This is a genomic window from Mycolicibacterium chlorophenolicum (genome assembly GCF_001044235.1).
Classification (GTDB): Bacteria; Actinomycetota; Actinomycetes; order Mycobacteriales; family Mycobacteriaceae; genus Mycobacterium; species Mycobacterium chlorophenolicum.
On record NZ_JYNL01000020.1, the window covers coordinates 708,240 to 733,728 of the forward strand.

Here is a 25,489-nt window from a genome sequence, read left to right on the forward strand (position 1 = left end):
TGGGCCCGATCCGCGACGGGAACGGACGCCGTGCCTCGAGTTCTCCGATTGGGGGCGCTTCGGCTACCAACTGGTCCTCCAACCTTCCTTACGGACCGGGACGTCACAGAGGGCTTCCCGAGGATGTTTGACATGAATCGTAACTCCCGAACCTGACAGAGGTGGCGGTGGTCCTACAAACCGTCGTAATTGCGTTCCTTTTTCGGCCGACGCGTGGCCTGAGCAGCGCCGACGGCGGTGGGTGTTACCGTCTGCGACGTGTCGGTGCGGGCGGCGGGGGCAGCAGGAGCGCTCGGCGTGGCGCTGATCCTGGCCGGGTGCGGCTCGTCGGGCGAACCCAGCACGGCGACCCAGGGTTCGATCATCACCAGCACCACCCGCGTCGCGAGCGCCGGGGTGCTCGGTAACGACCGGCGGCCCGACGAATCGTGTGCCCCGGACCCTGCGCCGCTCGACGACGGTCCCCCCGACCGCGAGGTGCGCAACGCGACCGGGCACGCCATCACCCCGCCGATCCCCGAGACCACCGTGGTGCGCGCCGACCCACAGCGCATCGTGGCGCTCGCCGGCGACCAACTCGACGCGCTGTGCGCGCTGGGCCTGCAGTCGCGCGTCGTCGCCGCCGCGCTGCCCGACGGCTCGCCGGACCAGCCGTCGTATCTGGGCGCCGCGGTCCACGACCTGCCCGCGGCCGGCACGCGCAGCGATCCCGATCTCGACGCCATCCGGTCCGCACAACCCGATCTGATCCTGGGCTCGGTCGCGCTCACGCCCGAGGACCACCCCGCGCTCACAGCGATCGCTCCCACGGTGTTCAGCGGAGCGCCCGGTGTCGCGTGGAAGGACGACCTGCGCACGGTCGGTGCGGCCACCGGCCGGCTCGACGCCGCCAACCGGCTCATCGACGACTTCGAGCGGGCCGCCGACAAGACCGGCGCCGACCACGACGCCGCGCATTTCCAGGCCTCGGTGGTGCAGTTCACCGACACCACGATGCGGGTGTTCGGCACCGACAACTTCGCGGGCAGCGTGCTCGCCGACGTCGGGGTGGACCGGCCGCCGGCGCAACGGTTCGGCGACAAGCCCTATGTCGAGGTGGGCATCACCGACGAGGACCTCGCGAATTCGCCGGACTTCACCGCCGCCGAGGGCGACCTGATCTACGTGTCGTTCGCCACCGCCGAGGCGCGCGAGCGGGCGCCGAAGGTGATGGGCAGCGACGCCTGGAAGCGGCTGTCGGCCAACCGGGACAACCGGGTCTTCGCGGTGAACAACGAGATCTGGCAGACCGGCGAGGGCATCGTCGCCGCCCGCGGCATCGTCGCCGACCTGCGACTGGTCAACGCGCCGATCAACTGATCCGGTCGGCATGGCGCGCCTGCTGCCCGAACTGGTTGGGCTGCAGCGCCCCGTCCGGCAGCACCAGTTCGCCGGTGTCGATGCGCCGTCGCAGATACGCGAATGTCTGTGCGGTCTGGGCGAAGAGGTGTTCGCCGGCGCGCAGCGACGGCCGCGCCGGGGCACCCGGCGTGACGAACTGCGGCAGCGGGCTGACCTCGGTGTGGTAGTCGACGTTGAAGAACAGCGGGAACGAATAGCGCTCCTCGGCGACCTTGCGGACGCGGTGACTGGTCGCGACGAACTCGCCGTTCGTCCACAGCTCCAGCAGGTCACCGATGTTGACCACGAAGGTGCCCTCGATCGGCGGGACGTCGATCCACTCCCCCGCGCCGTTGAGGACTTCCAGGCCCGGGGCCGTCGGTTTGAGCAACGTGAAGCACTCGTAGTCGGTGTGCGCCCCGATCCCCTGCGCGTCGTGTGCGTCGGGGTTGTACGGGTAGTGCACCAGGCGCAGTTGACTCGGCGTCTTGGTGGCGTGGCGCGAGAAGACGTCGGGGTCCTCGCCCAGCGCGACCGCGAACGCCCACAGCAGTCGGTGCCCGACGGCCAGCGCCGCGTCGTAGTAGGCGGTCACCGCGTCGGCGAAACCGGGAAGATCCGGCCACGTGTTCGGTCCCAGCATCGGATTGCCCGCCGCATGGTCGGGATCATCGACGGGTAGATCCAACGCGGTGTCGAACGCCTCCTTGAGATCGCCGATCGCTCCCGATTCGACGCCCTCCTCGCCCACCGGCACATAACCCCGGTGACACCGGGACAGCCCGATGTAGGTGCGCATCTTCTCCTCGAGCGGGAGTGCGAAGAACTGCTTCGCCGCGGCCAACAACCCGTCGAAGAGTGTCTCGTCGATCCCGGACCCGCTGATGTAGAAGAAGCCCACGTCGCGCGCCGCCACCCCGATCGCGGCGGCCACCCGCTCACGGTCGGCGTGCTCGTCGGAGAACAGCCCGCTGATGTCGACGACCGGCACCTCGGTGAAGGACCGCGATGCCTGAGATGGTGCTGCGCTGCTCACGATTCGACGTCCCCTTCTCGTGTGACGACCCTCCAGCGCTGCCCGTCGGCGATGACGTGCGCACCGTGGATGTCGTCGTGAACCTGCCAGTCCCCGTGCTGCACGTGCTCGATGCGCGCCCCCGCCGCGGTGGCCCAGCCGACCAGGCCCCCGACGCGCACCAGCACCGCGGGCGCCCCGGAACCAGTGGACAACAGCAGCGCCCCGGCCGGTTCGGTGGCCCCGCACTCGCGGACCCAGTGCTCCTCGTAGGTCTCGTGCACCCCGGTCTCCACCAGTGTGTCTGCCTCCCAGCGCATCCGGCCCTCGTCGGGAAGCTCGCCGGGCTCGACGTCTACATCGCGATGCCACGAGAAGACGTCGCCGTTCTGGGTCAGCGTGCCCGCGAAGCCGCGTGAATCGACGTAGCGCGTCAGGCCCTGCAGCCACACCACGTCGGTGCCCGTGTCCCGCGCGCCGTCGGCGCAGACGAGCAGCGTGCGGCGCCACAGTCCCCGGCACCGGGCGATCGACACCTCACTCATTCACTGGTCTCCTCCCACCGCTTCTGCAGGCGGCGCATACCGTCCGGCGTGGGCGTGCCGATGGCGCGCACCCGGGCGAGTCCACCGTCGGGGTAGGCCTGCACCCGCAGGGCACAGATCTCGGGCACGTCGACGGTGAAGGTGTGCCGCGCGTCGGCGGCCAGTGGTGTGCGGGCCAGCACGGGGATGTCGAACGGCACCAGCGCCCAACCGTTCTCGCCGTCGGGACAGTGCCTACTGCCCAGCACCGAGATCTCCCGCGAGGCGTTGAACACGAAATAGGAGGTGTCGATCTCGAGCCGGCGCAGATGTGCGGGCGCGGCGAACGACACCATCACCGCGTCATGGGTCTCGGGGCCGATGTCGCGCCGCCTGCGCGTCTCCCAGCCGTCTCCCATGTTGCGGGGCCGGTCGGGCCGGATGAGCGCGTGCGCATCGGAATAGTGGCTGTCGCTGCACCATTCGACCCGGCCACCCTGTTCGACCCCGGACACCTCGACGCTGACGTCGGTCCAGGACAGCGGATCCGGAATCACCTCGCCGTAGGCGCGCAGACGGGCCACCCCGCCGTCGGATCCCAGCCGCAGCCGCAGGTGGGTCCACCGCCTGGGGTCGGCGATCGTCAGCGGATTGGACGAATCCGGGTGCAGTACGGTCCACGGTGTCAGCTCCACCCAGCCGGTGCCGGGATCCGTCGGGTCGTCGGTGAGGCCGAGCACGCACGCGTCGACGCGGCAGCTGGTCGGATGATTGCCGGAGAAGAACCGGGTGTCGACGTCCACGGTGCGCAGCCGCCCCGGTGCGCCCAGTCGGACGATCACCCAGTCGCCGTCCGGGCCGGCATGCCTGCGGGTCTCCCAGCCGTCGACCACTTCGCCGCGCAGATCGTAGGTGCCGGGGACGAACGCCGGCTCGGACGGGTCGATGAGGCGTTCCTTGACGCCGAAGGATTCGTCGCTGGCGGCCACGACACTGCCCCCGAGCCGACGCGACGCGAGATCCACGGCGCCGGGGCCGATCACGAGCTGATCCCCAGTGCGCGCGACAGCGGCCAATGACTGCGTGGGTTGTCCGGCCCGGGCGCGTAGACGCCCGCCTTGCTGGTCGACAACCCGAGGCCCACCACCGCCTGCGCCAGGGCGACGGCGGCCGCGACGCCGTCGACGGCGGGCACGCCCACCTCGTCCGAGATCGCGGTCGTCACCCCGGCCATGCCGGCACAGCCCAGGCAGATCACGTCGGCGCCGTCCTCGGTGACCGCGCGGGCCGCCTCCTCGACGATGGCCCGGACGGCGCCGGCCGGGTCGGCGTCCACCTCGGCGGTGCCGAGTCCACAGGCCCGCACGGACGCGCAGTGCGCGTCGAGACCGGCCAGCAGCAGCCGGTCCTCGATCGGCGCGATGGAGCGGGCCAGCGTCGTCACCACCGAGAACCGCCGTCCGATCAGTGCGGCGACGTGCGCGGCGCACTCGGCGATGTCGAACACGGGGACGGTGAGCATCTCGGCCAGTGCGTCGCGGCCGTGCTCCCCGAAGCCGGCGAGCACCACCGCGTCGTAGTCGAAGGCGCCGTCGCCGAGCAGAGTCGCGACGGCGTCCATCATCCCGACGGCCGACAGGTAGCTCTCGGCGGCCGAGTCGATCGCGGTCGAACCGAATCGTGGTGCGGAGCAGACGATGTCGGTTCCGGGATGCGCAGCCGCGGTCGCGGCGGCGGCGATCTCGGCCGTCATCGTCGGTGACGTGTTGGGGTTGAGCACCAGGATTCTCATGCCGCGACCCCGGCGGACCGGTAGACCGCGTCGCCGGCGACCCACGTCGCCAGCACCCCTCCGCGCAGCGTCGACCCGTCGTAGGGGCTCACCGGGTGGCGGTGACGCAGCTCGGCCGCGTGGACGGTGTCGGCCGTGTCCGGGTCGAAGGCACACAGATCGGCGCGCGCGCCGACGGAGATGTGGCCGCGGTCGGTGAACCCGGCCAGCCGGGCGGGCCGCTCGGACATCCACCGGCTGAGGTCGGCGAGGCCGAAGCCGCGTTCGGCGGCCTGCGTCCAGGCCGCGCGCGGGCTCAGCTGGAGGGAGCTGATGCCGGCGAAGACGTCTCGGAAGTCGCCGTCGCCCTTGAGTTCCGGTGTGCACGGCGAGTGGTCGGAGACGATCATGTCCAGCGTGCCGTCCGCGAGCGCGCTCCACAGCTGATCGCGGTTGGCACAGGCCCGGATCGGTGGGCACGCGGCGAACTGGGTGGCGCCGTCGGGGATGGTCTCGGCGGCGAAGGTGAGGTAGTGCGGGCAGGTCTCCGCCGTCACCGCGACGCCGGCCGCCTTGGCGTCGGCGATCAGCTCGAGCGTCTGCCCACTCGACACGTGCACGAGGTGGAGGCGCACTCCGGTGCTGCGTGCGGTGTCGAGGGCCAGCGCGACGGCGTCGACCTCGGCGGAGTCGGGACGCGACGCCAGAAACGATGCGTAGCCGGCTCCGCTCGGTGACGGGCTGGCCGCGAGGACGGCGTGGCTTTCGGCGTGCACGAGAAGCACCGCGTCGAGTGCGGCGACCTCGGCGGCCGCCGCGCGGAACTGCGCCGGCGACAGGTGCGGGAAGTCGGGGTTGCCGGAGTCGGCCAGGAAGCACTTGAAGCCCCGCACCCCCGCCTCGGCCAACGGGTGCAGGGCGCCGAGGTTGCCGGGTACCACACCACCCCAGAACGCCACGTCGACACAGGAGTCACTCTGCGCGGCAGCCTGTTTGATCCGCAGCGCCTCGACGGTGGTGGTCACCGGGACCGAGTCCAGCGGCATGTCCACCACGGTGGTGATACCCGCGCGGGCCGCGGCCTCGGTTGCGGTGGCGAAGCCCTCCCAGTCGGTGCCGGGTGCGTTGATGTGCACGTGGGTGTCGACGAACCCGGGCAGCAGGACCGCGCCCGCCGGCACCCACACGTCGTCCTGCGCGGCGTACGCCGCATCCGGTGGTCCGATGTCGACGACGGTCCCCTGCGCGACAGCGACCGCGGCGGGCCGGATCTCGCCACCGAGAAGGACCCGCTCGGCGCGCAGCACCAGATCCATCAGTGCGCGAACCGCTCGCGGAAGTGCTGCGTCATCTCCGGCCACACGTGCGGGTCGTGGCCGGGAATCAGCGGGTAGCCCTTGTCCCGGGCCAGCCTCTTGAGCCGGCGGATCGGTTCGACGGTGTCCTGCGGGTCGACGTCGATGAAACCGCCGATCGGCAGTTCCCCCTCGATGTTCTCGGTCAGATCGGCCGCGTCGAAGGCGAAGACGTATCCGCCCCCGCCGACGGACTCGTCGAGTTCGACCAGGAAGCTCTGATGGCCCGGCGTGTGCCCGTACGTCGGGATCGCGGTGATACCCGGCGCGATCTCGGCCTCTCCGTCGGCGAGCCGCCAGTCGATAGCGGGATCGTCGAAGTCCACCCGGAAGATGGAATGCCGCTGCGGCTCCGGATGATTGGACAGACCGTAGTCGAGTTCGCGCCGCTGGGCGTGCACCGGCACCCGGCCGGCGAACAGCTTCAGGCCGCCGGCGTGGTCGACGTGCAGATGTGACACCGCGACCAGCCCGATGTCGTCGACGTCGATCCCGATCTCGGACAGGGACTCCTCGATGGGCTCACCGGGACCCGGCAGCACCGGTTGGTACTCCGCGGACGGGAAGTACCGCCGCCGCAGATACGGGTCCCGGATCAGCGCGGTGTTGAAGCCGGTGTCCAGCAGCACCCAGCCGCCGTCGGTCTGCAACAGCACCCCGGGCACCGGGCACCGGAACCGCTCCTCGGGCGGAAGCCCGTAGACCGACACGTTCTTCGGCAGGTCCTCCCATCCCAGCGTCAGCAGGACGATGCGTCGCACGCCGCTGCGGCGGACCAGCGTCGCCATCAGCCGACCGACAACGCCGCCAGCCGCAGCGAATTGGGGTTGGTCACGACATGGGCGGCCTCGATGCCCTTCAGCCACGGCTGGGCGACCATGAAGTCCTTGACGTCGGCCACGTTGAGCCAGCACCCCGTCTTGACCGCTTCCAGGCCGGCGGCCGAGAAGTCGGCGTCGGACCCGGTGGGCAGACCACGGGCCAGCGCGTCGGTCACCGGTGGCGCCGAGCAGCCCAGGTAGTTGAGGCCGCCGTCGGGATCCCAGGAGATGTGCCCCCACGTGTACGGGGACGGCGCGTCGGGCCAGGCCAACGCCGTGAAGACCTCGGGTGCGGCCTGGCCGTCGGTGCCGATCCAGCCGTAGATCTCCGACGTCGGGTAGGCCTGCACCTTGGCGGTCAGACCGGCCGCGGCCAACTGGGTCTGGATCAGGTTGCTGATCAACTGGTTGTCCGGGTTGCTCGAGTCGTAGCCGACAGTGATGGCCTTCTGGTCGGCGGGCAGGCCGCCCGCGATGCCGGCGAGCACCGACGGGTCATGCGGCACTTCCTGTTTGGCGTACTGCTCTCCCATCATGTTGGTGGGGTAGATCTGCCCGGCCACATCGCCGCGCCCGAAGTAGGTCTGCTTGACCAGTTCGTCGACGTTGACGGCCTGCAACAGCGCCGTGCGGTTCTTGGCGTCGGTCAGCATGCCCTTGTGCGGGTTGACGTAGAGGTAGTTCGACATCATCGTCGGCAGCGAGTAGTTCGCGTAGGCCTTGTTGTCCAGATACGACTGCACCGCCGACGACGGCAGGTCGTGCAGGATCGCGGCGAGCTGACCGTTGTTGAACTGCAACTGCTGCGCCGACACGTCCGTGATGACGGGGATCTCCACCTTCTCGAAATACGGCTTGGTGCCCCAGTACCCGGGGTAGGCCTCGAGCGCATATCGCGATCCGACGTCGGCGGCCGTGAGGACGTACGGCCCGGTGCCCAGGTCGTGGTTGGTGAGATACCCCTGCGCGTTGTCGCTGCCCGCGTTCTTGCGCAGACCCTCAGGGCTGAGCATCCGCGGTCCGTACGGGCACGCCAGGTAGTCCAGGAACGCCGAGTTCGGTGCCTTGAGCGTGATCGTGACGCCGTAGTCGCCCTGCGTGGTCACCGATTCCACGTCCTTGACCATGTAGGCGGGCCCCTGGTCGACGGCGAGCCTGCGGTCGAAGGACGCCTTGACCGCCGCCGAGGTGAACGGGGTGCCGTCGTGGAACGTGACGCCCTCGCGGAGCTTGAAGGTGAACACTTTGTTGTCCGGAGATGCGGTCCACTCGGTCGCGAGAAGCGGTTCCAGTTCCGGTTTGTCGGTGCCGGCCTTGTACTGCAGCAGACCCTCGTAGGTGTTGGTCGTCAACAGCAGGCCCTGACCGGCGTAGAAGATGTCGGGGTCCGGCGGCTGGCCCGGGTCCTGCAGGAAGGAAAGGTGCAGCACCTTGTCGGTGGGGGCCGCACTGGGGGTGCTGCTGCCCGAGTCCGAGCCGCCGCAGCCGCTCAGTATCAACGCGGCCGCGGCGGCGAGCGCCGACACCGCTTTCAGGCGACGGATCATCGGAGCGCTCCTTCGAGGACGGCGTCGGGGGACGTCAGCGACGCGAACGCGTCGAGGATCTCGTCGGTGCTGCGCTGCGCACCGGCCTGCAGGTACTCCATCGCGTCCAGCGCGGCATCGTGGCGGTACTGCGAGGAGCCGCCCACGCAGTCGGTCACCACCCGGACGTAGAAGTCGCGCTGGTGCGCGTCGGCGAAGGTGTAGTGCACGCAGACGTCGGTCAACCCGCCGATCAGGATCAGCGTGTCGGCTTTCAATCCGGACAGCACGATCTCGAACTCCGTGCCGATGAAGCCGGAGTAGCGCCGCTTGACGATGTGGAACTCGTGGTTGGGGCCGTCGAGGATCGGTCGCAGGGTCGGCTCGAGGTCGGTGCCGGGCCTGCCCTCCACGCAGTGTTCGCCTTCCACACCGTCGAGCTCCCGGCCGAAGTCGATGCCACTGGGACGGTGCACTTCCTGGAAGAACACGATCGGGATCCCGGCACGGCGGGCCGCGGCGACCAACCGTTCCGCCCGGGCGACACGATCTCCGTGGCCGGGCATCACGGGGATGCCGGCGTCGTCGGCGGACATGCCGCCGCCCTCCTGGATGTCGACGACGACCAGAACGGGATTGCCCACGATGAGTGGCTGTTTCGGCACCTATCCTCCTGTGATTGCGATGCGCGGGTCGGCGGCGGCCTGAAGCAGGTCCACGACCGTGTTGACGAAGACATAGAGGGCGCCGAGCATCAGCGTGACCCCGGCGATGGCGGGGAAGTCGGCGACCGGGATGCTCTGGGCGATGTACTGGCCGATGCCGGGCCAGCCGAAGACCTGCTCGACCACCAGAACACCCGAGAACATCAGCCCCACTTGCAGACCGGTCATCGACAGTGCGGCGCCCACGCAGTTGCGGAGCACGTGCCGGGCCATGATCGCGGGTTCGGAGAGCCCCTTGGCGCGGGCGGTGCGGGCGTAGTCGCTGTCGACCTCGCCGAGCAGGCTGCTCCGCAGCACCCGGCCGATCGCGACGGCGGGGCCCAGCGCGATCACCAGCGCCGGCAGGATCAGGTGGTGCAACGCGTCGATGGTGACGTCGGGCCTGCCGTGCAGCAGCCCGTCGACGGTGAGCAGACCGGTCGGCCCGTCGGGCGTGTTGGCGACCGCGATGCGTCCGTTGGCGGGCACCCAGCCCAGGGTCTTGTAGAACACCAGCAGGCCGAGGATGCCGAGCAGGAACATCGGCGCCGAGGACCCGGTGAACAGCACGGCGCGCAGCACCCCTGCTCCGGGCCACTTGAGCGTGGTGCTGAACGCGAGCAGTGCCGCGAGCGCGACGGCGATCGTCAGCCCGTAGAGGGCGAGTTCGGCTGTGGCGGGGACGAAGTCGCCCAGGTCGGACAGCACCGCGTGCCGGGTCCGGTAGGACGTACCGAGGTCACCCGTGGCCGCGCCGGTCAGATAGTTCCAGAACTGCACGGGCACCGGTTCGTTGAGGCCCAGGGCGTCCCGGCGCGCCGCGACGGCTTCCGCCGAGGCCTGCGCGCCCAGCTGCGCCTTGACGGGATCGAGCGGCGAGATGTGCTGCAGCAGGAACATCACCGCGGTCAGCGCCACCAGGATGGCCACCATCGCGCACAGCCGGGTCACCACGAAGGTCTTCATGCACGGCCCTTCATGAGGTTGCGCAGGCAGTCCCCGGCGATGTTGCCGACCAGCGCCAGCACCAGCACCCCGAGACCGGGCATCACCGGGATCCACCACTGCTGCAGGAAGTAACTGAGATTGCGTGCCGAGTCGGCGCCGAGTTCGGGTGCCGGCGCGGCCTGGCCGAGGCCGAGGAACGACAGTGACGCCAGGGTGAGGATCAGCGTGCCGATGTCGAGGCTGGCGGCGACGAGAGCGTTGGGCACCGCTCCGGGCACCAGATGCCGCCGGGCGAGCCGCCACGGTCCGACGCCGGCCAGCTTCGCGGCCTCGACGTGTGGGCGCGCAGCCAGCCGGGCGATCTCGCCGCGCACCAGCCGGGCGTAGAACGGCCACCAGACGATCGACACCGCGATCAGCGTGTGCACGAAACCCGGGCCCAGCGCGGCGACCACGGCGATCGCGAGGACCGGAGCGGGCAGCGACAGGAAGGCATCGGTGATGCGCATCAGGACGGTGTCCACCCAGCCGCCGGTCGCGCCCGCGATCACCCCGACCAGGCCCCCGATGAACAGTCCGACCGCCACCACGACCAGTGCGGCGAACCAGCTCGAGCGGGCGCCGTAGAGCACCCGCGACAGGATGTCGCGGCCGATGCTGTCGGTGCCCAGCAGGAATCCGTTCTTCCCGGGCGCCTGCAGCGGTACCCCGACGGGCAGCAGTGGGTCATGCGGTGCGAGCACCGGTACGGCGATGACCACCGCGGTGACGACGAGGATCGTCGCGAAGCCGATCCCGTTGAGCAGCGTCGAGTTCGACCCCGGCAGTGTCAGCAGTCGTCGCTGACGGCCCCGGATCAGGCCCGACGCGGGGAGCGCGACCGCCATCAGTGGGCCCGCCTCTCGATGCAGGCGACGCGGTGTTCGCCGCCGGGGCGGCCCTCCAGCCGGACGTCGAGGCGGGGGTCGGCGCAGGCGTCGATCGCGACGGGGCAGCGCGGATGGAACGCGCATCCCGGCGGCGGCGCCAGCGGGCTCGCGGGTTCTCCTGCCAGAGAACGCAATTCGCGACCCAGATCGGGGATCGAGTCGACGAGCGCCTGGGTGTAGGGGTGGGTGGGCTGGGTGATCACCTGGTCGGCGGGGCCGATCTCGACGATGCGGCCCAGGTACATCACCGCGATGCGGTCGGCCACGACACGGGCCACGGCCAGATCGTGGGTGACGAACACCACCGACATGTGCAGGGAGCGCCTGAGCTGTCCGATCAGGTTGAGCACCGACGCGGCCAGTGAGACGTCGAGCGCACTGGTCGGCTCGTCGCACAGCAGCACCGCCGGCGGAATCACGGTGGCCCGGGCCAGTGCCACCCGCTGACGCTGACCGCCGGAGAGTTGACCGGCCCGCGCCTTGACGATGTCGGGAGCCAGCCCCACCCGCTCGAGGACCTCGGCCACCGCGGTGGGCCGCTCCCGACGCGTACCGCCCCTGATCCGTTCACCGATGATCTCCCCGACCGACAGCCAGGGCGTCAATGACGCACCGGCGTCCTGGAACACCATCTGCGGCCGCTGGTCCCCGCTCACGGTCACCTGCCCGGAGGTGGCCTTCTCCAGACCCGCGATCACCCGCAGCAACGTCGACTTCCCCGAGCCGCTCTCCCCCACCAGCGCCACCGATTCGCCGTGCCCGACCTGGACCGAAACGCCCCGCAGCGCATGCAGTTTCCCGCCGCTGTCGGTGCGGTCGAGCCAGCGGCGCGCCACCGTGAACGTCTTGGTGACCTCACGCAGGTCGACGACGGGCTGCGAGGTCTCCCCCTGCTGGTGGGCCGGCGCCGATGGCGGTTCATCGGGGGCTGCCACGGCGTCGAGTTCGGCGACGCGGGCTGCGGGACGCAGGCACGCACTCACCCGCTGCGGAGCCACCGCGACAGGGTCGGGCGGTGTCTTCGTGCAGTCGTCGTCGGCCAGCGCGCACCGCGGCACGAACGCGCAGCCCGGCAGCGGTGCGGCGGCGCTCGGCACCGAGCCGCTCAGGGCGGCCAGCTGCCGGTCCCGTCGGGTCTGCAAGGTCAGCCGGGATCGAAGCAGACCGTGGGTGTAGGGATGAGCGGGACTCTCGAGAAGTGCTGCGGTGGGCCCGATCTCGGCGATCCGTCCGGCGTAGAGCACGGCGATCCGGTCGGCGATCTGGGCGGCGACGCCGAGGTCGTGGGTGATCAGCACGATGCTGCAGCCGATCTCGTCGCGCAGCCGCTCGAGCAGCCGGAGAACCTGTGCCTGCACGGTCACGTCGAGGGCTGTCGTCGGTTCGTCGGCGATGATCAACTCGGGGTCGCCGGCGATCGCGATCGCGATCATCACGCGCTGACGCAGGCCGCCGGACAACTCGTGCGGGTAGGCGCGCATCCGCGCCTTCGGATCGGGGATGCCGACGGCGGTGAGCAGCCGCAGCGCCTCCTCGGCGCTGCCCGCGGCCTCCTCGACCTGCCTGCCGATGCGCATGGTCGGGTTCAGCGACGTCATCGGATCCTGGAACACGGCACCGAGATCCAGTCGGCGCACCTTCCGCAGGTTCCTGGCGTCGAACCCGGGCATCGAGGGCACCATGTCCGAGCCGGCGACGCGCACGCTGCCGCGGATCCGTGCGCCGTCGGCCAGCAGGCCGAGCAGGCTGAAGCCCAGCACGCTCTTGCCGGAGCCGGATTCGCCGACCAGGCCCACGATCTCGCCCGGCGCGATGGCCAGCGACACGCCACGCAGGGCGTGGATGTCACGTCCGTTGCGGGAGAACGTCACCCGCAGATCGGCGACCGTGGCGACCGGGTCGTGGTTCGGCGGCATCCCCGGACTCGTCGCCGGCACGGCGACGGTGGATGCGGTGCTGCCCAAATCGACCACTCCAGGATTCGTCGGGAAATGTGTTGCCGCGGCTCGTCGATGTGCCACCGGCCTGTCGATCGACAGTTTTCCCGTGCGTCGAGCCCTGTGGGTGTCGCTGGCGTAACCAATCGGCTGCCGAGGTAACCGATGGGTGTCCGACGTTTCTATCGTGTGACAGATATGGTCGGCGATACCCTTTGGATCGACGATGAGCCACGATGGGACCATGCCGCTGACCCGGGCCGGACGGCCACGTCTGCACGCCCAGCGACGTCCCGGCACCACCGCCCGAGACGAAATCCTCGATGCCGCAGGCGAATTGTTCACCACGCAGGGCTATGCGGGAACCTCGACCCGGCACATCGCCGAGACGGTCGGCATCCGTCAGGCGTCGCTCTACCACTACTTCAAGACCAAGGACGACATCCTCTGCGCGCTGCTGAGCCAGACGGTGTCGCCCACCCTGTCCTTCATCCCCGCCCTGCGCGCCGCGCGCCCGGCGATGAGCGAGGCGCAGCAGTTGCACGCGCTGGCGGTCTTCGACGGCACACAGTTGCTCAGCGGTCGTTGGAACCTGGGGGCGCTCTACCTGCTGCCCGAGTTGCGCGATGCCCGGCTCGAGCCGTTCTACTCCGACCGCGAACGCCTGCGCAGGCACTACCTGAAGCTGAGCCTGCCGATCTCGCGGGGCACCGGTGTCGACCCGGCGGCCGCCGACCTCCCGTTCCGGCTGGTCGAATCGCTGGTGAACATGTGGTCGACCCCCGAGGGAGAACGCCGCGACCAGCTGCCCCGCCACGTCGCCGACGCGTGTCTGCGGGTGCTCGGCGTGCCCGACCCCGACGCGCTGCACGATCGGACCACGGAGGTTCTGACCGCCGGAGCACGGTGATCCTTCTCACGGGAGCGCTTGCCGACGGATGAAGCGGGGCACGCTGGGTGTTGGTTCGTGAGGTCGTGCGATCGCGGCCCAGGTTTCGGCACGCCCCGGTTCGGGGCGCACGCCTGCACCAAAGACGAGAAGAGGATGAGACATTGAGCACCGTTTCCGCATACGCGGCCCCCGCGGCCGGCGAGCCGTTGACGAAGACCACGATCACGCGCCGCGAGGTCGGACCCCACGATGTGGCCTTCGACATCCATTTCGCCGGCATCTGCCACTCCGACATCCACACCGTGCGCGATGAGTGGGGCCAGGCGGCCTACCCGGTCGTGCCCGGTCACGAGATCGCCGGGATCGTCACCGAGGTCGGATCCGAGGTGACCAAGTTCGCGGTCGGCGACCGCGTGGGCGTCGGATGTTTCGTGGACTCCTGCCGCGAGTGCGAGTTCTGCCTGGCCGGCGAGGAGCAGTACTGCAACAACCCGGGCATGGTGGGCACCTACAACGCCGTCGGCTTCGACGGGCAGCCCACCCAGGGCGGATACAGCGGCGCGATCGTCGTCGACGAGAACTACGTGCTGACCATTCCGGAGTCCATCCCGCTGGACAAGGCGGCCCCGCTGCTGTGCGCCGGCATCACCACCTACTCCCCGCTGCGGCACTGGAACGCCGGCCCGGGCACCGAGGTAGCGGTGATCGGTCTGGGCGGTCTGGGTCATCTCGCCGTCAAGATCGCGGTCGCGATGGGCGCCCACGTCACGGTGCTCAGCCAGTCGCTGAAGAAGATGGAGGACGGTCTGCGCCTCGGTGCGTCCGAGTACTACGCCACCAGTGACCGCGACACCTTCACGAAGCTCAAGGGCAAGTTCGACCTGATCCTCAACACCGTGTCGGCCAACCTCGACATGGGTGACTACCTGGGCCTGCTGGCCCTCGACGGCACGCTGGTGGAGCTCGGCATGCCCGAGCGCCCCATGGAGGTGCCCGCGCCCGCACTCATCTTCGGTCGGCGCCGGCTGTCCGGGTCGCTGATCGGCGGCATCGCCGAAACCCAGGAGATGCTCGACTTCTGCGCCGAGCACGACGTGACCCCGGAGATCGAGGTCATCCAGCCCGACTACATCAACGAGGCGTACGAGCGGGTGCTCGCCAGCGACGTGCGCTACCGCTTCGTGATCGACACCGCCACGCTGCGCTAATCCCCGTCGGCCGGCTGCTCGCCGAGATCCACACCGGCGAGCGGCCATCCGGCCGCGGCCAACCGCGCAGCGACCCGCGCGACGTTCTCCGGTCCGGCGTCGTGGTGCGTCACATCGGCGATGAAGGCGGCGATCTCGTCGCTGTCGATGGCCCCGTGAACAGCCGGTGAGACATCCTCCGCGCTGATGTGCGCGATGACCTCGCGGAGTTGGTCCTCGGTCAGCGGCGTGGCCCGCAGCAGCGCCAGCAACGGCACCCGGTCCGGACCCGGCACGCCGCTGGGATAACCGGCACGCAGCCAGTTCAGGATCGAGCTCAGCAACGACGTGGCGGCCATCTCCCCAGTGTGGGCCGTTGCGCCCCCGAACGGTGCCGAACCGGCCTCAGTGTTCGCCGGGCATTCATCCCCGCGACCACAGCTGTGAAATCGCTGGGAGCCATGTAAACACTGGATTTCTCCGGTTGTCGGGTGGTCTATACAGTGCGACGCTTCTGAACGGTCCGCCGGTGGGCGGGCCGATTCAGCACTGATTCGCCCGTCAGGAGACCCCATGGCCACTGAATCCGCAGCAGTCGAGTCCGCTGCGCCCGCAGGATTGAAGAAGGGCGCCATCGGCATGGTCGCCGTCATCTTCATGGCGGTCGCCAACGCCGCGCCGATCACGGCGATGACCGGAAACGTGCCGATCGCGGTCGGTTTCGGCAACGGACTGGGCGCCCCGGCGGGCTTCCTGTTCGCGACGATCGCCCTGACCCTGTTCGCGCTCGGGTACGTGGCGATGGCCAGGCACATCACCACGACGGGCGCGTTCTACGGATTCATCTCCCACGGCCTCGGCCAGGTGTGGGGCATGGCCAGTGGCTTCCTGGCCACCTTCGCCTATGTGGTGTTCGAGGGATCACTGATCGGCGGCTGCGCGTATTTCGCCAACGACGCGGTGAACACCATTGTCGGAGTGAACATCCCGTGGCTGGTGTTCGCGATAGCCGCCATCGTCGTCATCGGCGTGCTGTGCCACTTCCACATCAGCCTGACCGCCGCGATCCTGGGCGTGACGCTGGTGTCGGAGGTGCTGATCCTGCTCGCGCTGGCCTTCACGGTCATCGCCAAGGGCGGCGGTCCCGACGGCTTCATGCTCGATCAGACGGTGCTGCTCAACAACGCCTTCGAGAGCCTGCCCGAGGGCGCCTTCGGAACCGCGGCTGCCGCCGGGTCCATGGCGGTCGGTCTGTTCTTCGCCTTCTGGTCCTGGGTCGGATTCGAGACGACCGCGGTGTACGGCGAGGAATCCCGCAACCCGAAGAAGATCATCCCCCGCGCGACGCTGATCGCCGTCATCGGGCTCGGCCTGTTCTACACGTTCATCTCCGCGATGGTGCTGGCCGGCAACGGCGCGAAGACCTCGGTGGAGGCGTCCATCAGCTCCTCGCCGCTGGATCTGTTCTTCAACCTGGTCGACGCCAACCTCGGCGGGTTCCTGCTCGACGTCTACAAGATCCTGCTGGTGATCGGCTCCTTCGCGTGCGCGCTGGCGTTCCACAACGCGGCCTCGCGCTACCTGTTCGCACTCGGTCGTGAGATCCCGGCCGCCAAGGTCAAATCCACGCTGGGCGCGGCCCACCCCAAGCACGGTTCGCCCTACATCGCCTCGGCGGTGCAGAGCGTGATCACGATGGTGATCGTGCTGCTGTTCTTCGTCTTCACCGCCGTGCAGGTGCCCGACGCCAATGGCCTGCCCGTCGACACCCCGACCCTGGTGCCCTACACCAACATCTACGGCCTGCTGGCGCTCATCGGGACCGCGGCGATCCTGCTCGTGCAGGCGATCTGCTCCATCGCGGTGATCTGGTTCTTCTGGGTCCGCAAGACGCACCGCGGCAACATCATCACCACGCTGATCTGCCCGCTGATCGGCGCCGTGGCGATGGGCTACGTGGTCTGGCTGCTGTGGGACAACCGCGCGTTCGCGGCCGGCTACGCGGCCAACTCACTGGTGTTCAAGAGCGCCCCGTACCTGATCGCCGCGGTGTTCTTGGTCGGTATCGCCTACGCGTTGTGGCTGCGCTTCTCCCGGCCCGACACCTACGCCGAGATCGGCCGCACGGTGATGGAGGACAGTCACGAGCGGAGCTAGCCGCGCCCGGCTGCGCGGCTCAGCGCACGCTCCACGCTGTTGCGCGCCAGCAGGACCTTGAACCCGTTCTGGGTCAACGGTTCTGCGCCGGCGACGGCGATCCGCGCGGCCGACCGGAAGGCCTCGGTGTCGGCGGTTCTGCCGACGAGTTCGGCTTCGGCGGCGGCCACCCGCCACGGTGTGGCCGCGACGCCGCCGAGCACCACGGACGCGGATCGGATCACGCCGTCCCTGATGTCCAGGCCGACGGCCACCGAGACCAGCGCGAAGGCGTAGCTGTGCCGGTCGCGGACCTTGAGGTACCAGCTGCGCGCGCCGTAGGGGGACGGCGGGAGCTCGACGCCGGTGATCAGCTCGCCCGGCGCGAGGCTGTTGTCCTGTTCGGGATGCTCGCCCGGCAGTGTGAAGAAGTCGCCGATCGGGATCGACCGCGGCCCCGACGGACCGGCGACGTGCACGACGGCGTCGACCGCCGCCAAGGCGACGGCCATGTCGGAGGGGTGCACGGCGACGCAGTCGGTGCTGGCGCCGAACAGCGCGTGCTCGCGGTTGAATCCGGCCAGCGCCGCGCAGCCTGAACCGGGAGACCGCTTGTTGCACGCACCGAATGCGGGGTCCATGAAGTAGGGGCAGCGGGTGCGTTGCACCAGGTTCCCGCCGACGGTGGCCATGTTGCGGATCTGTGTGGTCGCCCCCGACAGAATCGCTTGGGACAGAACCGGATACGCCGCGCGCACCAGCGGATGGTTGGCCGCGGCGCTGTTGGACACCCCGGCGCCGATCAGCAGGCCGCCGGAGGCCGTTGCGTGCACCGACGCCAGGTCGAGGTCGCCGATGTCGACGAGCGCCGACGGTGTCTCCACCCCGGTCTTCATCAGGTCGAGCAGGTTGGTGCCGCCCGCGTAGTAGCGGGCGCCGTGGGCCGCCGCGCTGAGCGCGTCGTCGATGCTGGTGGCGCGGCGGTAGGCGAAGGTCAACATGACGCCTCGTGTGCGCTGGCGATCGCGGCGACGATGTTCGCGTACGCGCCGCACCGGCAGATGTTGCCCGCCATGCGTTCCCGGATCTCGGCTTCGGTCAGCCGGGGCGGGCCGTGCACGACGTCGTCGGGGCTGCCCTCGAACGAGGCCGCGGACAGGTCGCCCTCGGCGTATTCGCGGAGCAGCGCCCGCGACGAGCAGAGCTGCCCCGGTGTGCAGTACCCGCACTGGAAGCCGTCGTGCTCGATGAAGGCGCGCTGCAGCGGATCGAGCTCGTCGCCGTCGGCGAGCCCTTCCACGGTGCGGACCTCGGCGTCGTCGACCGACACCGCCAGCGTCAGGCAGCTCAGCACCCGCCGGCCGCCGACCTCGACGGTGCATGCCCCGCACAGACCGTGGTCGCATCCCTTCTTGGTGCCGGTCAGCCCGAGCCGTTCCCGCAACAGGTCGAGCAGTGTCGAGCGGACATCGGTGTCGAGCTCGCGCCGGTCGCCGTTGACGGTGAGCCGTACGCGGTGGGTGGGTGACGTCATGGGCGCAGCACACCTTCCTGTTCGGGCCCGGACGGCTCCAGCAGAGCCTCGAGCGTGATGGGCAACGCGCGCAGGCGTTTTCCGGTGGCGTGGTGGATGGCGTTGGCGATGGCTGCGCTCACCCCGCAGGTGCCGATCTCACCGATCCCCCGCACGCCGATCGGGTCGAGCGCGTAATCCGGCCGCTCGAGGAAGCTGATGTCGAAATGCGGCCGGTCGGCGTGCGTCGGCACGTAGTACTCGCCGAGCGGCTGGGCGGTGTGGGGATCGTGGGGCACCTGTTCGAGCAGGGCCATGCCCACACCGAACGTGATGCCGCCCATCACCTGGTTGGCCGCCAGCTTCGGGTTGAGCACCCGGCCGCAGTCCATCACGGCCACCCAGCGGGTGACCGTGGCGCGGCCCAACGCTTCGTCGACCTCCACTTCGCAGAAGTGCGCGCCGAACGACTGGGACGCCGCGTCGCCGTCGGGGGCCCCGTCGCTGGTGACGGTGAAACTCAGCTCGTCGGCGAGCTCGGCGGAAACACCCTCGGCAGCAAGGGTTCTGCCGCCCAGCCGGCGCTTCCACTCCCGCGCCGCGGCGAAGACCGCGGAGCCGACGGTCGCGGTGGTCTGGGAGGCGCCGCTGTACGGGGCGTCGGGGAACGCCGAGTCCCCGGAGTCGAAGCTGACCCGGTCCAGGGGCAGCCCGGAGGCGTCGGAGGCGACCTGTGCCATCACCGTCCGGACACCGGTGCCGATCTCGTGTGTCGCCGCACTGAACCGCACACGGCCGTCGCGCAGGGTCTGCACCCGGCAGCCGGCGGGCATCCTGCGGCCCGGGTAGGTCGCCGTGGCCATGCCCCAGCCGACCTGGACACCGTTGCGGGACAACGTCCGTGGCATCATCGGGCGGTTCTCCCAGCCGAATCGGCGTGCCCCGGCCAGGTAGCACCCGGCCAGGTCGGCGGCCGACCACGGCCGCCCGTTGGTCTGATCGTGGTCGGTCACGTGGGCCAGCCGCAGCTGCAGCGGGTCGCGATTCGTGGCCTCGGCGAGTTCGTCCATGGCCACTTCGAGTGCGAACAGCCCCGGGGCCTCCCCCGGTCCCCGCATGAAACAGGGGGTGGGCGCGTTGATCCGGGCGACGGTGTGCGACACCTCCAGCCGCGGCGAGCGGTACAGGAAGCGTGTCGACAACCCGGTCGGTTCGCAGAAGTGCGCGACGGTCGACGTCTCGGTCAGGGTGTGGTGTTCGGTGCTGGCGAGGGCGCCCGTGTCGTCGGCGACCAGGGAGATCCGCTGCTCGGTGGGCGGACGGTGACCGGTGGAGGTGAACATCTGATTGCGGGTCAGGACGAGCTTGACCGGACGGCGCACCGCACGCGCCGCCACCGCGCACAGCACCACGTGCATCCACAGGAAGCTCTTGGAACCGAACGCCCCTCCGACGAGCGGTGACAGGATCCGGATCCGGTCTTCGGGGATTCCGAGCCAGGCCGCCAGTGCGCGTCGCTCACCGGTGATCCACCGGGTGCTGTCGTGTACGACGAGCGTGTCGCCGTCCCACTGCGCGATGGTCGCCGACAGCTCGATCGGATAGTGGGCGTTCTCCGGGGTCGTGTAGGTGGCCTCGACCCTGATGCCCTGCGGTTCGACCTCGGGGCCGCGCCGGTCCTGCAGCTTCTCCTCGGTCAGCTTGACGAAATGGTCGGGCCGGTAGGCGCCGTGGCGGACCGCGCCGTGTCCGTCGTCGGCGACAGGCGGATCGGCCTGCACCTGCGCCGCGGACAGCGAAGCGGGCGCGCGCTCGTAGTCGAAGGACATCAGGGAGGCGGCGTGAGCCGCGTTCTCCGGGGTGTCGGCCACCACCATCGCGAGGTGCTGGCCGACGTGCTGGACGGACAGATCGGACAGCGGCGGCCGGCGCTCCAACGGGAGATCCCAGGTGAGTTCCTCCGGAAGAACGTGCAACGCAGGACAATTCAGTGGTGTGAGCACGTGCAGCACGCCCGGTGCCGTAGCGGCGAGCGCCGCCGCCGCGGCCACCGATTCGGCGGTGACGCTGCCGTGCGGGATCTCCGATTGCACCAGCGCGGCGAAGGTGACGCCGTCGACCGGGGTGTCGGCGGTGTAGCGGGCCCGCCCGGTCACCTTGTCGGCCCCCTCGACCCGTGACACCGGACGCCCGACGGATTCGTTCACCGCCTCAGTCTCACAGCGATCCGCGTCGATCGCTTCTCTGCTGACCGGAGTCCTCTCTTACCGCTAGCCCCCATCCCCGCTCGACGAGTCGCGCCCGGCCCCTGCGATGTCACAATGTCAGACCATGGGCGCTCTTCGGGTGGTGGTGGCCGACGACGATGTGCTGCTGCGGGAAGGGCTGGCCAGTCTGCTGCAGCGCGCGGGGTGGGAGGTCGCCGGTCAGGCCGGCGATGCGTCGGCGCTGCTGGACCTGGTGCGCACCGACCAGCCGGACCTCGTTCTCACCGACATCCGCATGCCGCCTACCCACAGCACCGAGGGGCTCGACGCCGCCCAGGTGATCCGCCGCGAGTCCCCGCAGATCGCGATCGTCGTGCTCTCCGCGCACGTCGACGTGGACCACGCGATGGAGTTGCTCGCCGGCGGCCACGCCATCGGCTATCTGCTCAAGACGCGCGTCACCGACGTCGACGACTTCGTCGACACGCTGCAGCGGGTGGCCAACGGCGCCTCGGTCGTCGACCCGGCGCTGGTGGCCGAACTGGTCGGGGCGCGCAAACGTGACGATCCGCTGGCCGCGCTGAGCGCCCGGGAGCGGGAGGTGCTCACGTTGATGGCCGAGGGCCTGTCCAACGGCGGCATCGGACGGCGGCTGTGGGTCACCGAGGGCACGGTGGAAAAGCACGTGCGCAGCATCCTGACGAAGCTGAACCTGCCCGAGACGGGCGACGATCACCGTCGGGTGCGCGCGGTGATCATGTTCCTCGAGGGCCGCTGACGTCTCGGTCGGCCAGCAACCGGTTGATCGCCACCGGCGACAGCGCGAACTTCGGCAGGAATCCCAGGGCGGGGCTGGCCGCGATCAGGTCGGCGAAATCCTGCTCGTCGTGGGTGGACGTCAGGATCACCGGCACCTCGGCCAACCGCTCGGCGACGTCGAAACCGCTGTCGGCGCCCAGATCGACGTCCACCAGCGCCAGATCCGGCCGCAGGGCGCGGGCCTGCTGCTCTGCTTCCTCCGCATCGGCTGCGGTGCCGACCACGACGAAGTCCGCGCGCTCCAGCATGTCGCGCGCGGCGTCGCGGAAGCCGGGGCTGTCGTCGACGATCAGGCAGCGCACTCCAGTCATGCTTCGAGCATGCCCGGCCGACCGCCCGATGGCATTCCTGTTAACGGGAAACCTTGCGATTACCATCACCCGGTGACCTGGCGTTCGCTTCCGACCCGGCTCCTGGCCCTGGTCGTGCGGCCCACCGCCCGGCCGCTTGGTGTCGGGATCGCCGTGGCCGGCGCCTTCCTCGTCGCCGAGGTGCTCGCCGTGTTCGCACTCAAGCGGATCGCACCCGAGAACGCGTTCGGTGCGCTGCTGCTGCTGGGCGTGCTCGTCGTGTCGGCGGGATGGGGCTTCGGGCTGGCGATCGCCACGTCGCTGGCCAGTGCCGCGGTGTACGCCTATCTGCATCTGGAGGGCCGCGACAGTCTGGCCCCGGCGCTCGCGATCTTCCTGACGCTGGCGCTGCTGACCAACGCCCTGGTGGGGCAGGCGCGGCTGCGCGCCGCCGAGGCCGAGCAGCGCAGGCGGCAGGCCGACGCGCTGGCCGCCCAGCAGGCGGCTCTGCGTCGGGTGGCCACGCTGGTCGCCGGCGGCGCCGAGCTCTCGGAGGTGTTCTCCGCCGCTGTCGAGGAGCTCGCGCACAGCCTCGAGGTCGACCAGGTGACGCTGCTGCGTTTCGACGGCGACGGCACCGCGGAGGTGCTGGCGGCACGCGATCGGCCCGGCAAGCCCAGCCTGACGCCCGGCGAGCGGCTGTCACTGGCCGGCGACAGCGTGAGCACCAGGATCCGGCAGCGTGGCGCGCCCGCCCGGATCGAGGACTACGCGGTGGCGACCGGCCCGATCGCGACGAGGCTGCGCGGCCTGGGGGTGCGCTCGGCGACGGGCGTGCCGCTGATCGTCGACGGCGCGGTGCTGGGCGCCCTGCTGGTGGGTTGCCTTGACTCCGAGGCGATCTCCGAGGATCTCGACGCCCACATCGGCGACTTCGCGGATCTGATCTCCACGGCGATCGCCAACGCGCAGACGCGGGCCGCACTGACGGCGTCGCGGGCCCGCCTGGTCGCCGCCGCGGACGAGGCGCGCCGCGGCTTCGAGAGAGACCTGCACGACGGCGCGCAACAGCGCATCGTCTCGCTCAGCCTCGAGTTGCGCCAGATCGAGGCGGCCGCCGACGAGCCGCTGCGGGCCCAACTGTCGAACGCGGTGGCCGGTCTGGCCGGTCTCTACTCGGATCTGCAGGAGCTCTCCCGCGGGATGCACCCGGCGGTGCTGTCCAAGGGCGGCCTGCCGTCGGCGCTGAAGGCGCTGGCGCGACGTTCCTCGGTGCCGGTCGAGTTGACGGTCGGGGTGGACCGCCGGCTGCCGGAGTCGGTCGAGGTAGCCGCGTATTACGTTGTGGCAGAAGCGTTGACGAATGCCGCCAAGTACGCCGAGGCGGACGTGGTGACCGTCGAGGTCGGCCTGGACAAAGACACCCTGCACCTGTCGGTCACCGACGACGGAGTCGGTGGTGCCACCGCGGGCGCCGGTTCGGGTCTGGTCGGCCTGCGCGACCGCGTGGAGGCGCTCTCGGGGGCGCTCACGGTGACGAGCGAGCCGGGGGCGGGGACCAGGATCGACGCCGCCATCCCGGTCGGCGAGCCCTGACCACGAGCCACCTCCTCAGCCCGGCGGTGCCGCCGCGAGCGTCAGCGTGAACGTCGCTCCGCCGCCCGGGGTCTGCGCGACGGAGATGTCGCCGTGGTGGGCGACGGCGATCTCGCGGACCAGCGCCAGTCCGATGCCGTAGCGTTCGCGGCCGCCGGCCGCCGTGTGGGCGTGCCCGTGGGAGAACCGGGCGAACAGGCCCTCCATCGCGTCGGGGTCGACGCCCACGCCGTCGTCGCGCACGTCGATGACGACGTTCGGTCCGCGCCGGCGCAGACAGATCTCGATGGAGCCGCCCGCGTGTTCGTGGGCGAGAGCGTTGTCGACCAGCGACGTGAGCGCGCGACGCAGCGCGGCAGCCGACCCGAGAACGACGAACGCCGTTGCCGCGTCGGCGTCGCGGTTCACCGCCAAGGTCACACCGGCGGACGCGGCGTGCTCGGACATGCTGGCGCGGACGTCCTCGGCGAGGTCGGCGACGTCGACGCGGTCACGCGGCACACCCTTGCTGGCCATCGAAGCCGACGCCAGCAGATCCTCGATCACCTCACCGAGCACCCGGGTGTCGGCGGCCAGCGCCTCGATCTGTTCCTTGGCGCGGTGGGCGTCGCCGTCGTCGAAGCGCCGGGCCAACAGTTGAATCCTGGTGTGCAGCACGGTGAGTGGGGCGCGCAATTCGTGGGAGGCGTCGGCGACGAACCGTCGCTGGAGGGCCAGGGCTTCGGTGAGGGGACGGAGCGAGCGCCGCGTGAGCAGGACGACCACACCGACCGAGGCCAGGATGCCGGCCAGTTCGGCTGCGCCCAACGCCAGCAGCAGCCGGTTGCGGCTCGCCTCATAGGATTTCAGCGCCAGCAGCGCCACCACCCTGCCCTCGGGCCGGTCGGCGACCAGCACCCGGTACGACTCGTCACCGATGCGGATGTCAGAGAAGCCGGGTTCCCGCCCGAGCAGCTCCGCGGTCGGCAGCCCGTCGGCGCTGGCGGACGTCTCGCCGGCCAGATCCCGGAGCACGAGTTGCATGCCCGGCGGCGGATCGGTCACGTCGTCGGCCGTCCCGACGACCGAGGTCAACTGGTCGGCGATCTGTTGCTTCTGCACCTGCCCGTCGACGAGGAAGATGACCGCCCCGACGAGCAGCAGCACCGCGGTCAGGGCCAGGGACGCCTGCAGGGCGGCGATCCGACCCGCGCGCCGAACGACGGCCAGATCGCTGCTCGACGTCATCCGGCGGCCCCCAGGCGGTATCCCGTGCCGTGCACGGTGCGCACGATGCCGCGCCCCAGCTTGCGACGGAGGTAGTGCACGTAGGTGTCGACCACGCCGGGATTGTCGACCCCGTCGAAGGCGGAGCTGAGCAGCTGGCCGCGGGTGTAGGTACGCCCGGGGGCGGTCATCAGGACACTGAGCAGCGCCGCCTCCCGCTCGGAGAGTTCGACCTCCCCTGCCACCGCGGGCCCGCTCACGGTCCGGGTCACCCGGTCCAGCGACAGACCGGCGGCCCGCAGGGTCGAGTCGCCGTTCGGCCGTCGCACCAGAGCGCGGATGCGGGCCAGCAGCTCCGGGACCTCGAAGGGTTTGATGAGGTAGTCCTGCGCGCCCGCGTCGAGACCATCGACCCGGTCGGACAGCGCACCGCGCGCAGTCAGCATCAGGATCGGGGTGGCCGTTCCCCGCGATCGAAGCGCGACGACGAGGTCGAGGCCGTCCATGACCGGGAGCCCGCGATCGACGATGATCGCGTCGTGCCGCCGCGTGAGTGCGGCGTGCAGGCCCCGTTGAGCGTCGTGTGCGACCTCGACCTCGTACCCCTCGTCGGTGAACAGCCCGTCCAGCATCGAACTCAAGGCGCGGTCGTCCTCGACGATCAGCAGCCTCGGCTTCGCAGTGCGGTCGGGCACTCGACGAGCGTCCCACGGCAGTTCTTCGAAGGCTCGAA

At 70.2% G+C, this 25,489-nt stretch carries 24 protein-coding genes; 6 read left to right on the forward strand and 18 right to left on the reverse strand.

The window, feature by feature from the left end:
- Positions 1–258: 258 nt before the first annotated feature.
- Positions 259–1,359, forward strand: coding sequence for an iron-siderophore ABC transporter substrate-binding protein (locus tag MCHLDSM_RS11505; protein WP_201780374.1), 1,101 nt, complete (start codon positions 259–261; stop codon positions 1,357–1,359).
- Here the strand turns inward: MCHLDSM_RS11505 and MCHLDSM_RS11510 are convergent.
- Genes MCHLDSM_RS11510 through MCHLDSM_RS11560 form a run of 11 tightly spaced genes read right to left on the reverse strand, consistent with a single transcriptional unit; the run spans position 1,352 to position 12,889 of the window.
- Positions 1,352–2,416 carry an isopenicillin N synthase family dioxygenase gene (locus MCHLDSM_RS11510; RefSeq protein ID WP_048470149.1) on the reverse strand — a complete coding sequence of 355 codons (1,065 nt, stop codon included), beginning with the start codon at positions 2,414–2,416 and terminating at the stop codon, positions 1,352–1,354. The genes MCHLDSM_RS11505 and MCHLDSM_RS11510 overlap by 8 nt on opposite strands.
- On the reverse strand, positions 2,413–2,940 hold the full coding sequence (locus tag MCHLDSM_RS11515) for a hypothetical protein (RefSeq protein WP_048470150.1): 528 nt from the start codon (positions 2,938–2,940) through the stop codon (positions 2,413–2,415). The genes MCHLDSM_RS11510 and MCHLDSM_RS11515 overlap by 4 nt, the downstream gene beginning before the upstream one ends.
- Complete coding sequence (gene alc / locus MCHLDSM_RS11520) at positions 2,937–3,962, reverse strand: allantoicase (RefSeq protein WP_234713951.1); 1,026 nt, start codon at positions 3,960–3,962, stop codon at positions 2,937–2,939. The genes MCHLDSM_RS11515 and alc overlap by 4 nt, the downstream gene beginning before the upstream one ends.
- Entirely contained in the window at positions 3,959–4,711 is a 753-nt protein-coding gene (locus MCHLDSM_RS11525) for an aspartate/glutamate racemase family protein (RefSeq protein ID WP_048470152.1), read from the reverse strand. The genes alc and MCHLDSM_RS11525 overlap by 4 nt, the downstream gene beginning before the upstream one ends.
- Positions 4,708–6,006: an allantoinase AllB gene (gene allB, locus MCHLDSM_RS11530; protein ID WP_048470153.1), complete on the reverse strand. Its 1,299-nt coding sequence runs from the start codon at positions 6,004–6,006 to the stop codon at positions 4,708–4,710. The genes MCHLDSM_RS11525 and allB overlap by 4 nt, the downstream gene beginning before the upstream one ends.
- Positions 6,006–6,833: an N-acyl homoserine lactonase family protein gene (locus tag MCHLDSM_RS11535; protein WP_048470154.1), complete on the reverse strand. Its 828-nt coding sequence runs from the start codon at positions 6,831–6,833 to the stop codon at positions 6,006–6,008. Before MCHLDSM_RS11535 ends, allB begins: the two co-directional genes overlap by 1 nt.
- Positions 6,833–8,413 (reverse strand): ABC transporter substrate-binding protein, encoded by a 1,581-nt coding sequence (locus MCHLDSM_RS11540; RefSeq protein ID WP_048470155.1) that lies wholly within the window; start codon positions 8,411–8,413, stop codon positions 6,833–6,835. The genes MCHLDSM_RS11535 and MCHLDSM_RS11540 overlap by 1 nt, the downstream gene beginning before the upstream one ends.
- Entirely contained in the window at positions 8,410–9,057 is a 648-nt protein-coding gene (locus tag MCHLDSM_RS11545) for a cysteine hydrolase family protein (RefSeq protein WP_048418050.1), read from the reverse strand. The genes MCHLDSM_RS11540 and MCHLDSM_RS11545 overlap by 4 nt, the downstream gene beginning before the upstream one ends.
- Positions 9,058–10,062, reverse strand: a complete 1,005-nt coding sequence (locus MCHLDSM_RS11550) for an ABC transporter permease (RefSeq protein ID WP_048470156.1) — start codon at positions 10,060–10,062, stop codon at positions 9,058–9,060.
- Positions 10,059–10,931, reverse strand: coding sequence for an ABC transporter permease (locus tag MCHLDSM_RS11555; protein WP_048418048.1), 873 nt, complete (start codon positions 10,929–10,931; stop codon positions 10,059–10,061). The genes MCHLDSM_RS11550 and MCHLDSM_RS11555 overlap by 4 nt, the downstream gene beginning before the upstream one ends.
- A complete protein-coding gene (locus MCHLDSM_RS11560) occupies positions 10,931–12,889 on the reverse strand; it encodes a dipeptide ABC transporter ATP-binding protein (RefSeq protein WP_109788785.1) in 1,959 nt (652 codons plus the stop codon). Before MCHLDSM_RS11560 ends, MCHLDSM_RS11555 begins: the two co-directional genes overlap by 1 nt.
- 265 nt (positions 12,890–13,154) lie before the next feature.
- On the opposite strand from MCHLDSM_RS11560, the gene MCHLDSM_RS11565 reads away from it, so the two are divergent.
- Complete coding sequence (locus MCHLDSM_RS11565) at positions 13,155–13,820, forward strand: TetR/AcrR family transcriptional regulator (RefSeq protein ID WP_048470157.1); 666 nt, start codon at positions 13,155–13,157, stop codon at positions 13,818–13,820.
- 143 nt (positions 13,821–13,963) lie between these two features.
- Positions 13,964–15,010: an NAD(P)-dependent alcohol dehydrogenase gene (locus MCHLDSM_RS11570; RefSeq protein ID WP_048470158.1), complete on the forward strand. Its 1,047-nt coding sequence runs from the start codon at positions 13,964–13,966 to the stop codon at positions 15,008–15,010.
- Here MCHLDSM_RS11570 and MCHLDSM_RS11575 read toward each other — a convergent pair.
- Positions 15,007–15,348 (reverse strand): DUF3349 domain-containing protein, encoded by a 342-nt coding sequence (locus MCHLDSM_RS11575; protein WP_048470159.1) that lies wholly within the window; start codon positions 15,346–15,348, stop codon positions 15,007–15,009. The two genes, MCHLDSM_RS11570 and MCHLDSM_RS11575, sit on opposite strands and share 4 nt — an antisense overlap.
- A 214-nt stretch (positions 15,349–15,562) precedes the next feature.
- Here MCHLDSM_RS11575 and MCHLDSM_RS11580 point away from each other — a divergent pair, with 214 nt between their 5' ends.
- The gene (locus MCHLDSM_RS11580; RefSeq protein WP_048470160.1) at positions 15,563–17,146 is read left to right on the forward strand and encodes an APC family permease; all 1,584 of its coding nucleotides are present in this window, start codon (positions 15,563–15,565) and stop codon (positions 17,144–17,146) included.
- Here the strand turns inward: MCHLDSM_RS11580 and MCHLDSM_RS11585 are convergent.
- From MCHLDSM_RS11585 to MCHLDSM_RS11595, 3 genes are read right to left on the reverse strand one after another with little or no spacing between them, the layout of a single operon-like run.
- Positions 17,143–18,126, reverse strand: coding sequence for an FAD binding domain-containing protein (locus tag MCHLDSM_RS11585; protein ID WP_048470161.1), 984 nt, complete (start codon positions 18,124–18,126; stop codon positions 17,143–17,145). The two genes, MCHLDSM_RS11580 and MCHLDSM_RS11585, sit on opposite strands and share 4 nt — an antisense overlap.
- Positions 18,120–18,659: a (2Fe-2S)-binding protein gene (locus tag MCHLDSM_RS11590; RefSeq protein ID WP_048470162.1), complete on the reverse strand. Its 540-nt coding sequence runs from the start codon at positions 18,657–18,659 to the stop codon at positions 18,120–18,122. The genes MCHLDSM_RS11585 and MCHLDSM_RS11590 overlap by 7 nt, the downstream gene beginning before the upstream one ends.
- Complete coding sequence (locus MCHLDSM_RS11595; protein WP_048470163.1) at positions 18,656–20,845, reverse strand: xanthine dehydrogenase family protein molybdopterin-binding subunit; 2,190 nt, start codon at positions 20,843–20,845, stop codon at positions 18,656–18,658. The genes MCHLDSM_RS11590 and MCHLDSM_RS11595 overlap by 4 nt, the downstream gene beginning before the upstream one ends.
- A 124-nt stretch (positions 20,846–20,969) precedes the next feature.
- Here MCHLDSM_RS11595 and MCHLDSM_RS11600 point away from each other — a divergent pair, with 124 nt between their 5' ends.
- On the forward strand, positions 20,970–21,623 hold the full coding sequence (locus MCHLDSM_RS11600) for a response regulator transcription factor (RefSeq protein WP_048470164.1): 654 nt from the start codon (positions 20,970–20,972) through the stop codon (positions 21,621–21,623).
- On the opposite strand, the gene MCHLDSM_RS11605 is transcribed toward MCHLDSM_RS11600, so the two are convergent.
- Positions 21,601–21,975, reverse strand: coding sequence for a response regulator (locus MCHLDSM_RS11605; protein ID WP_048470165.1), 375 nt, complete (start codon positions 21,973–21,975; stop codon positions 21,601–21,603). The genes MCHLDSM_RS11600 and MCHLDSM_RS11605 overlap by 23 nt on opposite strands.
- 72 nt (positions 21,976–22,047) lie before the next feature.
- Between MCHLDSM_RS11605 and MCHLDSM_RS11610 the strand changes: the two genes are divergently transcribed.
- Entirely contained in the window at positions 22,048–23,550 is a 1,503-nt protein-coding gene (locus MCHLDSM_RS11610) for a GAF domain-containing sensor histidine kinase (protein WP_048470166.1), read from the forward strand.
- 15 nt (positions 23,551–23,565) lie between these two features.
- Here MCHLDSM_RS11610 and MCHLDSM_RS11615 read toward each other — a convergent pair whose 3' ends face one another.
- Positions 23,566–24,777, reverse strand: a complete 1,212-nt coding sequence (locus tag MCHLDSM_RS11615) for a sensor histidine kinase (protein WP_048470167.1) — start codon at positions 24,775–24,777, stop codon at positions 23,566–23,568.
- A complete protein-coding gene (locus tag MCHLDSM_RS11620; protein WP_048470168.1) occupies positions 24,774–25,451 on the reverse strand; it encodes a response regulator transcription factor in 678 nt (225 codons plus the stop codon). The genes MCHLDSM_RS11615 and MCHLDSM_RS11620 overlap by 4 nt, the downstream gene beginning before the upstream one ends.
- Between the last annotated feature and the right edge of the window lie 38 nt (positions 25,452–25,489).